Origin of the sequence: Nocardia sp. NPDC051756 (genome assembly GCF_040681495.1) — a bacterium.
Classification (GTDB): Bacteria; Actinomycetota; Actinomycetes; order Mycobacteriales; family Mycobacteriaceae; genus Nocardia.
In genome coordinates this window covers 796,329-812,177 of sequence record NZ_JBFAYV010000003.1, presented here as the reverse complement: position 1 = coordinate 812,177, position 15,849 = coordinate 796,329, and the positions used below count along the sequence as shown (strand labels likewise).

Below are 15,849 nucleotides of genomic sequence, written 5' to 3'. Positions count from 1 at the left end.
TCGCATCCGTTCACTCCCACGGTATTCCGGGGCCGGGCGGATTGGATACCTGTCGGCATGTCGTTCCATCCGGCTGCATTACGAGAGCTACATTCGAGCAATCACATAATCCTCAACCAGAGCTTTAGATATGTGACAGTTGTGACTATTGTGATCGTTGATACATCAGGAATCAACCCTGGTTTTGCACACGATCGCTGGTTCGACCCGAATGGAGACGCTCGTGCCCTACCGCAAACCGAAACGTTCCTACGTCCTCCCGGTTGTCACCACGCTTGCGGTAGCGGCCCCGCTCGCGGCGCTCACAATGAGCGACTCGCCCGACTATCGCGCGACCACCGGCACCGAACTGGCCGCCGTACCGGCGCAGCTGGCCGAGGTCGTGCTGAACTCCGCCCCCGATATCGTGCTTCCGCTGCGCGAACTCACCGGCTTGGATCTGCCGGATCTGCACCTGTCGGATCTGCGCATGCTGCCGCTACCGGCGTCGATTCCCATTCCCGAGGGACTACCGCTGCCACCGGGTGTGCAGCTACCGAAAGAAATTCCGTTACCGAAGCTGAATGGTCCACATCCGGCCACCCCCGGCCAGCAGAGCGCGCCAGGTCTGAACACCGCACCTGGATCGAACGCCACTCCCGGGCAGGGCCTCGCACCAGGGCAGACACCATTTCCCGGGCAGGCCACCGCGCCAACTCAGAACAGTTTTCCGGGGCAGGCGGTTACGCCGAATCAAAACAACATTCCAGGCCGAGCCGCGCCGAACAATTCTGCAGGCCAAGCCGCCGCCCCGACCCAGAACCCCATTCCAGGGCAAGCCATCGCACCAGGCCAGAACAACAATCCGGGCCAGGCCCCCGCTCAATCCGCTCCCGGCGGCGCGCGTTTCATCGCCGATCCGAGCCACCTCGAACCGGGCACCACGCCCGACACGCCCGCGCTGGCTCCGGGCGCGGTCCCGCCCGAACTGACCGATCAGGTCGGCGCGCAGGTCAAGGAACTCTCCCGGGAAACGCCGTTCAGCGTCGTCGCCCTCACCGCCGCCGACCTGACGAACACCAAGGCGATGCTGCGCGCCCGCCAATCCGACGGCAGCTGGGGGCCCTGGTTCAACGCCGAACCGGTGGACACCCGCCGCACCGATCGCACCGCGGCCGGCGCCAAGACCGGCACCGAGCCGCTCTACGTCGGCACCACCAACGCGGTGCAGATGCTGGTCACCCGCAAGAACGCCGCGGCGACCGCACCGGACGACACGGTCGCGCCGGACCCGGCCGGCCGGCCCGCACCGCGGTCGGACGATCCGGCGCAGATGTCCGGCGTCGACCTGACCGCCGTCCTGATCGATCCGGGCCGCGGCGCCATCGACGGCGCGCTGCACAAGGTCGCCGCGCCCGCACCCGGCGGCGGACCCAAGGTGATCTCCCGCGAAGGCTGGGGCGCCGACGAGAGCATCCGCTGCGAAGAACCCACCTATGACGACGGACCGGGCAAGGACGGCCTCGGCGGCATCACCGTGCACCACACCGCGGGCCGCAACGACTACACCCCGGAGGAGTCCGCGGGCATCGTCCGCGCCATCTACACCTATCACGCGAAAACGCTGGGCTGGTGCGACATCGGCTACAACGCCCTGGTCGACAAGTACGGCCAGATCTTCGAGGGCCGCGCGGGCGGGCTCGATCGCGCGGTGCAGGGCGCGCACGCGGGCGGATTCAACGAGAACACCGCGGGCGTCGCGCTGATGGGCAACTACACCCAGGACCCGCCGACCGAGGAGTCGATCGGGGCGATCGGCAACTTCATCGGCTGGCGCGCCAAGATCGCCCATCTCAACCCGGAGGGCAAGACCATCATGTACTCCGAGGGCACGGAGTACACCTCCTACGCCATGGGTCAGGCGGTGAATCTGCCGATCGTGTTCGCCCACCGCGACGTCGGCAACACCACCTGCCCCGGCGACGCCGCCTATGAGCAAATGGATCGAATTCGTGAAATCGCCGCGAGTGTCGCGGGCGGCGCAAGCGTCACGAACAGCGGAAACGGCGACGGCACCGACAGCTACGCGAACAACGGGACCGGCACCGACGGCACCGCGAACAGCCCGGCCCCGCAGGCCGCGCCGCGCAACAAGCCCGACCTCTCCGCGCTGGCCGCACTCACCAAGAAGCTGCTCGGCATGGCGAACGAGAACCCGATCGCCAAGCACTGGGCGGACAACGGCGGTCCCCGCGGACCGCTCGGCGCCGCGCAGACCGAGCCGCTGCCCGCCGCCCAGGGCCAGCAGTACGCCAAGTTCGCCAACGGCTACGTCTACACCGCGCCGGACGGCAAGGTCATCGAGGTGCTCGGCAAGATCCTCGACCGCTTCCTGCAACTCGGTGGCGACGCCGGCGTGCTCGGCCTCCCGGCCGGCGACGCCTACAACGTGCCGAACGGCCAGCGCGCGGACTTCCAATACGGCTCACTGATTCTCAACCAGGTGACCGGCGTCGTCACCACCGTGTGGAAGACCTACAACGACACCTACCAGCAGAACGCGGGCCGCCCCGCGCCTGCTGCCGGTCCCGCACCGGCACCGGCTCCCGCACCGGTTCCCGCCGAAACCCCTGCTCCCGCAGAGTTTCCGGCACCCGCCGAGGTTCCGGCACCACAACCCGATGCCCTCCAATTCCCCACCCCCGAGGACTTCCTCCCGAACCCAGCCCCGGAACCAGCAGGCTGATTCCGAACCACCTCACTCGGAGCCCGTCGCCGTGATCCACTCAACGGCCGCGGGCTCCGATTGCGTTCAGGGCACCGCACCCTCTTCACAGATACCGCACACAAACTGTTGCGCACCAAGCAATTCGGGCACAGAAGATCCACCCGTGCGTCACTATGGTTTGCGCAGCAAGCGAATTCGCGAGCAGCGACTAACTCAGATCCACCAGCGTTCGAGGATGCGGGCGACGCCGTCGTCGGAGTTGGACTCGGCGACCTCGTCGGCGGCCGCTTTGGCCTCGGCGTGGGCGTTGGCCATGGCGACGCCGTGGCCGGCCATGGTGAGCATCGGGACGTCGTTGGGCATGTCGCCGAACGCGACGATGTTCGCGGATTCGACGCCGAGGCGCTGGGCGACGATCGCCAGGCCGGAGGCCTTGGTGACGCCGGGCGCGGACAGTTCGATCAGGCCGTGCTCGGTGGAGTAGGTGATGTCGGCGCGCTCGCCGATCAGCGGGGCGAGCACGGCGCGCATGTCGGAGCTGCGCGCGCCGGGTAGTCGGATCAGCATCTTGATCGCCGGGGCGTCGATCACCTCGTGCCGGGCGACCGTGGTGTCGTCCGGATTCAGCCAGGCGTGCTCGTAGAGCGGGGAGCTGACGAACTGCGGGGTGACCGCGTCGTGCGCGCTCTCGCCGACCCGTTCGGCTGCGAGCCCGCACCCGGGCAGCGCCTCCTCGGCCTGGTCGGCGATCCAGGACAGGGTGGCCACGTCCAACGTCATGCTGGCCAGCACCCGATCGGTGGCGCTGTCGTAGATGACCGCCCCGTTGCCGCACACGCACAGCGGCGCGTAACCGAGCCCGTCGACCACCGGATCGATCCAGCGCGGCGGGCGTCCGGTGGCCAGCACGAACGGCACACCGTCGCCGATCAGCGCGTCCACCGCCGCCTTGGTGCGCGCGGTGACCCGCTCGTCGTGATCGATGAGGGTGCCGTCGACGTCGGTCGCCACCATCTTCGGCTTGGGCAGATGCAGGAGGGTCACCTATTCCATCCTGCCGGACAACCGTCTGGGAGTGTCGGGGGTACCGCCAGGAAGATGGTGATCGGTCGATTCACGACGCCGAGTCCTAGGCGGACGGTGGACGCCACACGGTGTCATCCGCGGGGTGCGGCGGTGCCGGTGGCACCGAAGTGGGTGGGCGGAGCACAGTCTCATCGTTGCGCCCGATGGGAGCGGGAGCGTCACTCGGCGCTGACTCGGCAGGCGGCCACGCGGCTTGGTCTTTCGGGGCCGCGTCATCTGACTGCGCAGGCTCGCCCCCGGCCGACGGCGCGGACTGTCCGTCAACCGGCGGCGCGGACTGTCCGTCGACCGGTGCCGAGGAACCCGGCTGCGCAGGCGCACCCCAGACCGCCTGCGGCACGGCCGCCGCAGGCTGCCCCCACGCGGCCGGTGGCGCGGGCGGCTGCCCGTAGACCGGTGCCGACTGCGCGGGCGCACCCCACGCTGCTTGCGCCGGCTGCTGCCCGGGTGCTTGGCCGGCCGGCGCTTGCGGCACACCCGGCGCGGGTTGTCCCCAGGCACCTTGCGGCTGCTGGTCGACCGGCGGTTGCGGCCAGGCCTGCGGTCCGGGGTAGGGGTATCCATACGGCTGCGGCACGGCCGCGACCGGCGTGTGCGCCAACCAGCGGCTCGTCATGGGCAGCAGCGCGAGCACCGCGGTGACGATGGGGAAGATCAGGCCGAACAGACCACTGGCGCCGCCGCTGAGCGTGCCGATCGAACTGTCCGACGAACCGTCGAACGACCGCAGGATCGCGAACCCCACGATCTCCGCGGCGATCACCGCCGCGCACCCCACCACAACGAGCAACCGCCCGAACGACTTCCGGCTGAACATCCCGATCGCGCCGACCCCGAGCACGATCGCGGCCACCAGCGAGATGGCCCCGGACGCGATCGCCCAGGTCTGGAACCAGTCCTCGGAAAACAGCCCGGTCGTGTCGTATTCGTCGAGCTGCCAGCCGATCAGCCCGAACGCCAGGCTGATTCCGCCGCCGAGCAATTGGCCGACCGCGCCGACACACGCGAGCACGCCCGCGGTGATCGCGGTGGCCCCGCTCGGCGCCGACATTCCGGTCGAATATCCCGGATACGGGTTGTATCCACCGGGATATTGCGGATAGTTCATGACTCCCCCTTCGTCGCGTCGAACCGACCGCGTACGCGTGTGCCGCAAGAATAATGGACATGTCCGGCCCCGCGTGACACGCGCGTCCGGGTCATCGTCCTTATGATCAGGGGCTAATACTCGACGCTGGTCCCGTCCAGCCGAAAGACCACGAGGACTGATGACCGGCTTCCTGCTACGACGCGCGCTTCACTATGTCGTGCTGTTGCTGCTCGCGTCGTTCCTGACCTTCAGCTTGGCGTCGCTGACGTTCCGCCCGCTGGACAGCCTGGAACAGCGCAATCCGCGCCCACCGCAGGCGGTGATCGATGCCAAGGCCGAGGAATTACACCTCAACGACCCGATCCCGCAGCGCTATATCACCTGGCTGAAGGGGATACCGCAAGGCGATTTCGGCAAAACCCTGGCCGGGCAGCCGGTGAGCCAGGAACTGCCGCGCCGGGTGGCGGTGAGTTTGCGCCTGCTGATCATCGGATCATTGGTCGGCACCGTGCTTGGCGTCCTGATCGGCGCCGCCGGTGCGATCCGGCAGTACAAATTCAGCGACTACTTCACCACCATCATCTCGCTGCTGGTGCTGAGTACGCCAGTGTTCCTTCTTGCGACACTCTTGAAATACGGTGCGCTGGAAATCAATTCGCTCACCGGCTCGCAGATATTCCTCTACACCGGGGAGACTTCGGCGAACCGGATCGACGGATTCTTCCCGCAACTGCTCGATCGCCTGCAGCACCTGGTGCTGCCGACGGCCGGTCTCGCCCTGGGCGGCATGGCGGGCTACAGCCGCTATCAGCGCAACGCCATGCTCGACGTGTTGCAGAGCGATTTCATTCGCACCGCCCGGGCCAAGGGCCTGACCCGCAGCAAGGCGTTGTACAAGCACGGCCTGCGCACCGCGCTGATCCCGATGGCGACGCTGTTCGCCTACAGCCTGCTCGGCCTGATCACCGGCGCGACGTTCACCGAGAAGATCTTCGGCTGGCACGGCGTCGGTGAGTGGCTGGTCGACTCGATCAACGCCCAGGACCTGTACGTGGTGGTCACGGTGACCGCGTTCGCCGGACTGGTGGTGCTGGTCTCGGGCCTGCTCTCCGACGTGGTGCTGGCGATCCTCGATCCTCGGGTGCGTGTGCGATGACCGAAGCGGAAATCATCGTCCAAGGGGCGCCGGAGCCCGCCGCGGCCGGGCGCAGCAAGCTGGTCCTGCGCCGTTTCCTGCGCAACAAGCCCGCGGTGATCGGCGCGGTCATCCTGATCCTGCTGTTCGTCCTCAGCTTCGCGCTGCCGCCGCTGCTGAAATACGACTACCAGCAGCTGGATTACACGTCCTTGCTGAAGCCGCCCAGCGGCAAGCACCCGTTCGGCACCACCCAGATCGGGCAGGACGTGCTGGCCCAGACCCTGCGCGGTATGCAGAAGTCGCTGCTGATCGGCCTGTGCGTCGCGCTCATCTCGACCACCATCGCCGCGACGGCGGGCGCGACCGCCGGGCTGCTCGGCGGCTGGACCGACCGCGCGATCATGTGGCTGGTCGACCTGCTGCTGGTGGTGCCGAGCTTCATCATCGTCGCGCTGTTCGCGCCGCGGACCAAGGGCAGCGGTTCGATTCTGCTGCTCATCCTGCTGCTCAGCGTGTTCGGCTGGATGATCAGCGCGCGTATCGTGCGCGGCCTGACGCTCAGCCTGCGCGATCGCGAATTCGTCCGGGCCGCACGGTATATGGGCGCACCGACGCGCACGGTCATCGTCAGCCACATCCTGCCGAACATCGCGTCGATCCTGATCATCGACACCACGCTGGCGGTCGGCGCGGCGATCATGGCCGAAACCGGGCTCAGCTTCCTCGGCTTCGGTGTGCAGCCGCCCGACGTCTCGCTCGGCTCGCTGATCGCGTCCGGCACCAAGTCGGCGCTGACCTATCCGTGGCTGTTCCTGTTCGCCGGTGGCCTGCTGATCACCATCGTGTTGTGCGCCAACCTGGTCGGTGACGGGCTGCGCGACGCATTCGACCCCGGCGCCAAGCGGGCGCGCTCGAAGAAGAAGGCAAAGGTATGACGGGCGCTGACCCCACCGAGAAGGTCGTGGTCGAGAAGAATTTCACCGCACCGCTGCTGGAGGTCACCGACCTTCGCGTGTCCTTTCCCAGCGAGGAGGGGCGCATCGAGGCGGTGCGCGGGGTCAACTACACCGTCTCCGACGGCGAAGTGCTGGCCATCGTCGGTGAATCCGGCTCCGGCAAGTCGGTGTCCTCGCTCGCGGTGATCGGCCTGCTGCCCGAGCAGGCCCGGATCGGCGGCTCGATCCGGTTGCGCGGGCGCGAGCTGCTCGGCCTCGGCGATCGCGAATTGTCCAGGCTGCGTGGCAGTTCCATCAGCATGGTGTTCCAGGACCCGCTCTCCGCGCTGACCCCGGTGTACCGGGTCGGCGAGCAGATCGCCGAAGCCCTGCTCGCCCACGGCAAGATGGGCAAGGCCGAGGCGGCGGCGCGGGCGATCGAACTGCTCGACCTGGTCGGCATCCCCGAACCCGCGGTGCGCGCCAAGGCTTTTCCGCACGAGTTCTCCGGCGGCATGCGCCAGCGCGTGGTCATCGCCATGGCGATCGCCAACGATCCCGCGCTGATCATCTGCGACGAGCCGACCACCGCGCTCGACGTCACCGTGCAGAAGCAGATCCTGAATCTGCTGCGCAAGGCGCGCGATATCACCGGCGCGGGCGTCATCATGATCACCCACGACATGGGCATCGCGGCCACGCTGGCCGACCGGGTCGCGGTGATGTACGCCGGGAAGATCGTCGAAACCGCCACCACCACCGAGCTTTTCGCCGCACCGCGGATGCCCTACACGGTGGGCCTGCTCGGCTCCATCCCGCGGATGGACCGCCCGGCCCGCCAGCCGCTGATCCCGATCGTCGGCGCACCGCCTGCCATGCACGCGCTGCCGCCGGGCTGCTCGTTCGCGCCGCGCTGCCCGATCGCGATCGACGAATGCCGGGTCGCCGAACCGCCGTTGGAGAAGACCAACCCCGGTCACTCGGCCGCATGCATCCGCACCGCGGAGGTGGGCATCGACGACCTGTTCGAGGCCTATCGGCAGGAGATCACCGAGCCCAGGGCCGAGGCCGAGGTCAGCGACCAAGTGGTGCTGCGGGTTTCGGAGCTGGTGAAGACCTTCCCGATCACCGCGGGCATCCTGTTCAAGCGCCGCAAGGGCGAGATCCGCGCGGTCGACGGCATCAGCTTCGAGGTGCGCGCGGGCCGCACGCTGGCCTTGGTCGGCGAGTCCGGTTCCGGGAAGTCGACCACGCTCAGCCAGATTCTCGACCTGGTCCGGCCGGAATCGGGCACCATCGAGATCATGGGCAGCGACGTCGCGACCCTGACCAAGGCGCAGAAGCGGGAGATCCGCCGGAAGATGCAGATCGTCTTCCAGGATCCGACCGCCTCGCTCGATCCGCGGCTGCCGATCTTCGATGCGCTGGCCGAGCCGATGCGCATCGACGGCCGCTCGCGCGAGGAGATCGGCCGCCGGGTGCCGGAACTGCTCGAACAGGTCGGCCTGCGCCGCGATCACGCCGAACGCTATCCGGCCGACTTCTCCGGCGGGCAGAAGCAGCGCATCAGCATCGCCCGTGCGCTGGCACTGGATCCGGAGATCCTGGTGCTCGACGAGCCGGTGTCCTCGCTGGACGTCTCCATCCAGGCCGGCGTGCTGAACCTGTTGCGCGACTTGCAGATCGAGCGCGGACTGTCCTATCTGTTCGTCTCGCACGACCTGTCCGTGGTGCGCAATCTGGCGCACGACATCGCGGTGATGTTGCGCGGCAAGATCGTCGAATCCGGTCCGGCGGAACAGATTTTCGCCGATCCGCGGCACGAGTACACGCGCGATCTGATCGACGCCGTGCCGGTGCCTGCCGTCAGCCGATAGAAGGAGACTGCGATGCCGATCCGAGCAAGCCGAACCGCGGCCCTGCGCTGGGCGATACCGGTGGTCGCGCTAGGCCTGGTCGCGACCGGCTGCGGTTCGGGCGACACCGGCTCGACCGCCGGTGTGTCCAGCGCGATCGGCACCACCAGCGACATCAACCCCAAGGGTGTCGACGAGCTGCGCGAGGGCGGCAACCTGCGGCTGGCCACCACCGCGTACCCGGCGAACTGGAACACGCTCTCGATCGACGGCAACGACGCCGAGATCATGGATATCGAGAAGCCCATGATGCCGCGCGCGTTCGACACCAACGCCGCTGGTGAGCTCACGGTCAACCACGACTACTTCACCGATGTCGCGCTGACCAACACCAGCCCGCAGCAGGTCACCTACACGATCAACCCGAAAGCCGTTTGGTCCGACGGCAAGCCGATCACCTGGGAAGACATCGAATCCCAGGCCAAGGCGCTGGCCGGCGCCGACAAGCGCTTCCTGATCGCCATCACCGTCGGCTTCGACCGGGTGGAGAAGGTCGAGCGCGGCATCGACGACCACCAGGCCGTCATCACGTTCAAGCAGCCCTTCACCGAATGGCGCGGGCAGTTCGCCGGCAACCTGTCGCTGTTCCCCAAGTCGGTGACCAGCGATCCCGAGGCGTTCAACAAGAGCCTGGTCGACGAGATGAGCCCGACCGCGGGCCCGTTCCTGGTCCAGTCCGCCGATCGCGGCAAGGGCCGAATCGTGTTGGGCCGCAACCCGAACTGGTGGGGCGAGAAACCGAAGCTGGACACCATCACCTGGACCGTGCTGGACCGCAACTCCTGGGTCGGCGGTCTGCAGAACAACGAACTCGACGCGGTACTGCTCACCAACCTCGACGACGCGACGACCGTGCGGAAGTCCTCCGGCGTGGTCGTGCGGCGGGCGCCCGGTAATCGCTGGCGGCACATCACCTTCAACGGCGCACCCGGTTCCATCCTCGAGGATGCCGGTGTGCGCGTGGCGATCTCGAAGGCGATCGACCGCCAAGGCATCGCCACCGCCGTGCAGAACGGACTCGTGGAGAACCCGAAACCGCTGAACAGCCACGTCTTCCTGGAGGGCCAGGCCGGCTACCAGAACAACAGCCTCGGCTTCGACCCCGACGCCGCCGCAAAGGAACTCGACGCCCTCGGCTGGAAGCTCAACGGCGACACGAGGGAAAAGGACGGCCGCAAACTGGTCATCCGCGACGTCATGTACAAGGACGACACCTGGGTGCAGATCGCCCAGATCATCCAGCAGAACCTGGCCCAGATCGGCGTCAAGCTGATCGTCGACACCAAGCCCGGCGCGAACTTCTTCACCGACGTGATCAACCCCGGCGATTTCGACGCCGCCCAATTCGTCTACGTCGGTGATGCTTTCCCGCTCAGCAGCGTCCCCCAGACCTACGGCTTCCACCCCGGCGACTGGCAGAACAACTTCGGCCACATCGGCTCCCCCGAACTCAACACCCTCATCGATCAAACCCTCACGGAACTCGATCCGAAGAAGGCGATCGATCTGGCCAACGAGGTGGACCGAAAGGTGTTCGAGGAAGGGCATTCGCTGCCATTGACCCAGTCCGAAGGGAACTGGGGCGTACGCTCCGACATCGCCAACTTCGGGTCACCCGGGCTCGCCTCCTACGACTACACAAAGATCGGATTCGTGAAGTGAACTCAACCGCGAAGAAAGCCCGCACCGGCCGGGCCATCGGTATTCGGTGCGCCGCACCAGCTGTCGCTTTGGCATTGATCCTGGCCGGGTGTGGTTCCGACGGTGACCCGGCGACGAGTTCGAGCACGATCGGCGCGGTCAACGACGTCAATCCGAAGGACGCGAGCGAACTGCGCGACGGTGGAAATCTGCGGCTCACGCTCACCAATTTCCCCGCGACCTTCAATGCGCACCACGTGGATTCCGACGGTGAGCTCTCAGATCTGATCGCCTGGGCGATGCCGGGCACCGTCACCTCGAACGCGGCCGGCGAGCTGTCCGTCGATCACAACTATTTCACCGACGTGCAGCTCACCAACACGAATCCGCAGCAGATCACCTACACGATCAATCCAAAGGCTGTGTGGTCCGACGGCAGCCCGATCACTTGGGAAGACCTGCGGACTCAGGCGGAGGCGCTGAGCGGGCGCAACCCGGAGTTCCTGGTCTCGGCCACCCAGGGCTACAGCCGAGTCGACAAAGTCGAACGCGGGGTCGACGACCGGCAGGCGGTCGTCACCTTCGGTAAGCACTACGCGGAGTGGCAGGGCCTGTTCAACCCGTTGTATCCGAAGGCATCGATGGGGACGCCGCAAGCGTTCAACGATGTCGACCGCAACAGCCTGCCGGTGTCGTCCGGCCCGTTCATGGTCACCTCGATCGACAAGGCGCAGCAGCGAATCGTCCTCGGCCGCAATCCGAAATGGTGGGGCGACACCCCGAAGTTGGACACGGTCACCTACAGCGTGCTCGACTACTCGGCCCGCATCAACGCGTTGCAGAACAACGAACTCGACTACGCGACCGTGTCCGGAATCGATGAGGTGAAGACCGCCACGAATTCCCCCGGTATCAAGGTGCGTCGCGCACCCGGCGTGCGGTTCTCGCACTTCACCTTCAACGGAGCGCCTGGCTCGATCCTCGAGGATCCCAAACTGCGCGTGGCGATTTCGAAGGCGATCGATCGGCAGGGCATTGCCGTCGCGACCCAGAACGGGGTCGTGGAGAATCCCAAGGCGCTGAACAACCACATCTTCATGGAGGGCCAGAAGGGTTATCAGGACAACGCCGCCGCCGTTGCCTACAACCCGGAGCAGGCGGCCAAAGAGCTCGATGAGCTGGGTTGGAAGCTCAACGGTGACGTCCGCGAGAAGGACGGCCGGAAACTCGAAATCCGCGATGTGATGTACCAGCAGGACTCCTGGGTACAGATGGCGCAGATCGCCCAGCAGAACCTGGCAAAGGTGGGCGTCAAACTCACCATCCAGACCGTGCCGGGCAATGGTTTGTTCACCAATGTCGTCGATCCGGGCAATTTCGACATGGTCCAGTTCACCTGGTCAGGCGGCACTCTTCCGCTGGGTGCGTTGCCGCAGATCTACGCTTACGATCCGGCCGTGCCGCAGAGCAACAAGGGCAAGATCGGCAACCCGGAGCTGAACGCCCTGATCGATGAGGTCATCTCCGAACTCGATCCGCAGAAGGCGATCGAGCTGGCGAACAAGGCCGATCGGATGATTTTCGAAGAGGGCTTCTCGCTGCCCATCGTGCAGTCCGCCGGAGCCGTCGCGGTGCGCGACAACCTCGCCAACTACGGCGCCGCCGGCCTCGCCTCTTACGACTACACCAAAATCGGCTTCGTGAAGTAGACGTCTCCGATCGCTCCATGAACAAGGAAGGTCCCCGAATGAGGATTCGCTCTCTGGGCGCGCGGGTTGCGATTCCGTGCGTCGCCATCGGGCTCATCGTGTCCGGCTGTGCCGATAACGGCGGCGTGACGCCGGGCACGAGCACCATCGGCACCACGAACGACGTCAACCCGAAGGATCCGAGCGAACTGCGCGACGGCGGCAATCTGCGGCTGTCGCTCACCTCGTTCCCCGAGACCTTCAATTACCTGCACATCGACGGCGGCACCGACACCATGGCGTCGGTGGCCGCACCGACCATGCCTTCGCCGTTCGTCAGTGACGCCGCGGGCGATCTGACCGTGGACCACAACTACTTCACCGACGTGCAGCTGACCAATACCAGTCCGCAGCAGGTCACCTACACGATCAATCCGAAGGCCGTGTGGTCCGACGGTTCACCGATCACCTGGGAGGATCTGCGCTCGCAGGCCGCCGCGCAGAGCGGCCGGGACAATCGGTTCCTGGTCTCGTCCACCAGCGGGTTCGAACGCGTCGAGAAGGTGGAACGCGGGGTCGACGATCGCCAGGCGATCGTCACGTTCAACAAGCCCTATTCCGAATGGAAAGGCCAGTTCGGTTTCCTCTACCCGAAGGAAACCACGGGGACCCCGGAGGCGTTCAACGATCGTGACCGCAACGGCCTGACGGTCAGCGCGGGCCCGTTCGTGATCACCGAGATCGACCGCAGCCAGAACCGGATCACCCTCGGCCGCAATCCGAAGTGGTGGGGTCCGACGCCGAAGCTGGACCGGATCACCTTCAGCGTGCTGGACAGCACGGCGACGCTGCCCGCGGTGCAGAACAACGAGCTCGACTACGCCTACATGTCCGGCATCGAAAACGTCACTGCCGCACGCAATGCCAAGAATGTCGTCATTCGCCGCACGCCCGAGCCGAGCTGGTCACACCTGACCTTCAACGGCGCGCCTGGCGCGCTGCTCGAGGACCCGAAGCTGCGCATCGCGATCTCGAAGGCGATCGATCGGCAGGGTCTGGTCAGCGCCGCGCAGAACGGTGTGGTCGACAATCCGAAGCCGCTCAACAATCACATTTTCATGGTGGGACAGAAGGGCTTTCAGGACAATGCCGCGCCGATCGCGTACGACCCCGACGCGGCCGCGCGCATGCTGGACGAGCTGGGCTGGAAGCTCAATGGTGATGTGCGCGAGAAGGATGGGCGCAAGCTCGAACTCCGCGATGTGATGTACCAGCAGGACCTGTGGGTGCAGACCGCGCAGATCGTGCAGCAGAATCTGGCCAAGGTCGGCGTCAAGCTGAACATCCAGACGGTGCCCGGCTCCGGGTTGTTCAAGAACGTCATCGACCCCGGCAACTTCGATATCGCCCAGTTCAGCTGGAGCGGCAGCGTGCTCCCGATCGGCGCGCTTCCGCAGATCTATGCCTACGACCCGAACAACTTGCAGGGCAACAAGGCACGGATCGGCTCGCCGGAGCTGAACGCGCTGATCGAACAGACGGTTGCCGAACTGGATCCGCAGAAGGCGCTCGAGCTGGCCAACAAATGCGACCAGATGATCTGGGAAGAGGGCTATTCCGTTCCATTGCACCAGGCGTCGGGAACCTATGCCGTTCGGGACAACCTCGCCAACTACGGCGCATTCGGCCTCGCCTCGCCTGACTACACGAAAGTTGGCTTCCTGAAGTGAGTTTCGGATCAGGCCACCCCCTGGCCTATCCGATCAGCGTGACGATCGGCGCCCTGGCGATTTGCCTCGCCTGGGCGCCGTTCGGCGATCTGGACCAGGTGGCGGCGTTGGCCACGGTGGCGCTGGGGATCATCGGATACTCGGCCCACCGAATCGCCGTCGCGCGCGGACTTCTCGCCTTCTGGCCCTCCGGAACCGCACGCACCGTGGGCGTTTCCCGCATCCGCCAGCAGCATCGATTGGTCAGCCGCTCCTGGCTGGAGATCACCGGAACCGGCCGGCCCCGGTGGCTCCCGGTCTATTTCGACCCGGCCCTGATAACCCTGACCGAATCCCGGGCCGACCTGACCGACCGAACCCTCCACATCGCCGGCCACCGCCTCTACCCCGCCGGCCGCATCCGCACCACCGAACCCCCCGGCCGCCTCATCGACAACCCCTCCCTCCCCGACCCACACGCCCCCACCCTCACCACCACCGCAACCCGCCTCCACCGCCGCCTCCTCCTCGACGCCCAATCCACCGTCGCCGCCCCCTTCGCCGCCCTGATGTGGATCTACGTCGACGGCGGCGCCTTCACCACCTTCCTCGCCGCCACCTCAGTAGCGGCCGCCACCGCCCTCTGGCTACCCGCCATCCGCGGCTCCGACCCCAGCTGACCCTTGATCGCCCGGTCGGCGCCGGCCTCGGAAACGAAGCTGTCCATGGATTTTCATCGGCTGTGGGGCGCGCTGACCATCAGCCAGCTCGGAAGTTCGCTCAGCGCAGGCGCTTTGCCGTTGATCGCGATCATCGTGCTCGAGGCGTCCGACTTTCGCGTGTCGCTGCTCGCGGCGCTCTCGGCCGTGGTCAGTGCGGCTATCGCGCTGCCGCTCGGACCATTTGTCGAGTTCCGCCGCAAACGGCCGGTGATGATCGGTGCGGACCTGCTGTCCTTCGCGACGCTTGCGACTGTTCCGGTGGCGATGGTGTTCGGAGTGCTCAGTTATGGGCAGCTGTGTGTGGTGGCGACGGCCCAGGTGTTGTGCGCCATGGTGTTCAGTGCGGCCGGCGGGGCGCACCTCAAAGCGCTTGTACCCGCTTCGATGTTGACCACCGCGAACAGCCGGTTCGAGACGACGGCGTGGACGGTGTACGGTCTCGGGGCTCCGATCGGCGGTGTCCTGATCGGCGCCTTCGGCGCAGGCACCACCGTGCTGATCGATGCGATCAGTTTCCTGCTGTCCGCGTTGGGGATTCGTACGCTGGAGCGACCCGAGCCTGCGCCGCCGGTCGCGCAGGCCGAGCGGCACTGGGCCGGCGACATCCGCGCGGGCTGGGCGTACATCTTTCGGCATCCCACGCTGCACGCGCTGTTCTGGAACGCGATGGTGTTCGGCGGCGCGATCCGGCTCACCGGCCCGCTGCTGGCCATCCTGATGCTGCGCGAACTGCACCTCGCGCCATGGCAGTACGGGGTGGCGCTCGGGATCCCCAGCTTCGGCGGAATCATCGGGTCGTTGCTGACGAGCCGGCTGATCATGCGCCTGGGTGAACGGACCGTGCTGCTCGGCTTCGGCGTGCTGCGCACCTGTTGGATGGGGTTCCTGGTGCTCGCGGGACCGGGGGTTGCCGGGTTGGTCGTCATTGTCGCGGCCGAGACCGCGCTGCTGTTCAGCGCCGGTGTGTTCAATCCGGTCTTCACCACGTTCCGGATGCGCGCGACGGACGACGCGTACATGTCGCGGGTGGGCATCGCCTGGTCCATCAGCGCGCGCTCCTGCCAACCGGCCTTCATCGCCCTCGGCGGTGCGTTGGCCGCGGCCACCAGCGTTCGCGTGGCCATCGCGTGCGCGGCAGTCGCTTTGCTGTTCAGCTCGCTGCTGCTCCCCTGGCGAACCTGGCCCGAGCGTTAGCCGGATCGAATCGAGCCCCCGAA

The 15,849-nt window shown here is 66.6% G+C and carries 11 protein-coding genes; 9 read left to right on the top strand and 2 right to left on the bottom strand.

Going from position 1 to position 15,849, the window contains the following annotated elements; all coding sequences use genetic code 11:
- Window positions 1-211 precede the first annotated feature (211 nt).
- Window positions 212-2,725, top strand: a complete 2,514-nt coding sequence (locus AB0M22_RS15290) for an N-acetylmuramoyl-L-alanine amidase (RefSeq protein WP_364726007.1) — start codon at window positions 212-214, stop codon at window positions 2,723-2,725.
- Between the two features lie 195 nt (window positions 2,726-2,920).
- On the opposite strand, the gene AB0M22_RS15285 is transcribed toward AB0M22_RS15290, so the two are convergent.
- Complete coding sequence (locus tag AB0M22_RS15285) at window positions 2,921-3,742, bottom strand: HAD family hydrolase (protein ID WP_364726948.1); 822 nt, start codon at window positions 3,740-3,742, stop codon at window positions 2,921-2,923.
- 94 nt (window positions 3,743-3,836) lie between these two features.
- Entirely contained in the window at window positions 3,837-4,901 is a 1,065-nt protein-coding gene (locus AB0M22_RS15280) for a hypothetical protein (protein WP_364726004.1), read from the bottom strand.
- Window positions 4,902-5,061: 160 nt separating this feature from the next.
- On the opposite strand from AB0M22_RS15280, the gene AB0M22_RS15275 reads away from it, so the two are divergent.
- The 8 genes from AB0M22_RS15275 to AB0M22_RS15240 are packed head-to-tail and all read left to right on the top strand — an operon-like array spanning window position 5,062 to window position 15,826.
- Complete coding sequence (locus tag AB0M22_RS15275) at window positions 5,062-6,039, top strand: ABC transporter permease (RefSeq protein ID WP_150400575.1); 978 nt, start codon at window positions 5,062-5,064, stop codon at window positions 6,037-6,039.
- Entirely contained in the window at window positions 6,036-6,956 is a 921-nt protein-coding gene (locus tag AB0M22_RS15270) for an ABC transporter permease (protein WP_150400574.1), read from the top strand. The genes AB0M22_RS15275 and AB0M22_RS15270 overlap by 4 nt, the downstream gene beginning before the upstream one ends.
- Entirely contained in the window at window positions 6,953-8,833 is a 1,881-nt protein-coding gene (locus AB0M22_RS15265) for an ABC transporter ATP-binding protein (protein ID WP_364725999.1), read from the top strand. Before AB0M22_RS15270 ends, AB0M22_RS15265 begins: the two co-directional genes overlap by 4 nt.
- 12 nt (window positions 8,834-8,845) lie before the next feature.
- The gene (locus AB0M22_RS15260; RefSeq protein WP_364725996.1) at window positions 8,846-10,534 is read left to right on the top strand and encodes an ABC transporter family substrate-binding protein; all 1,689 of its coding nucleotides are present in this window, start codon (window positions 8,846-8,848) and stop codon (window positions 10,532-10,534) included.
- Between the two features lie 35 nt (window positions 10,535-10,569).
- Window positions 10,570-12,222 (top strand): ABC transporter family substrate-binding protein, encoded by a 1,653-nt coding sequence (locus tag AB0M22_RS15255; protein WP_364726945.1) that lies wholly within the window; start codon window positions 10,570-10,572, stop codon window positions 12,220-12,222.
- 38 nt (window positions 12,223-12,260) lie between these two features.
- Complete coding sequence (locus AB0M22_RS15250; protein ID WP_364725994.1) at window positions 12,261-13,931, top strand: ABC transporter family substrate-binding protein; 1,671 nt, start codon at window positions 12,261-12,263, stop codon at window positions 13,929-13,931.
- Window positions 13,928-14,590, top strand: a complete 663-nt coding sequence (locus AB0M22_RS15245) for a hypothetical protein (RefSeq protein WP_364725991.1) — start codon at window positions 13,928-13,930, stop codon at window positions 14,588-14,590. Before AB0M22_RS15250 ends, AB0M22_RS15245 begins: the two co-directional genes overlap by 4 nt.
- Window positions 14,591-14,635: 45 nt before the next feature.
- Window positions 14,636-15,826 carry an MFS transporter gene (locus AB0M22_RS15240; protein ID WP_364725988.1) on the top strand — a complete coding sequence of 397 codons (1,191 nt, stop codon included), beginning with the start codon at window positions 14,636-14,638 and terminating at the stop codon, window positions 15,824-15,826.
- The last annotated feature ends 23 nt before the right edge of the window (window positions 15,827-15,849 follow it).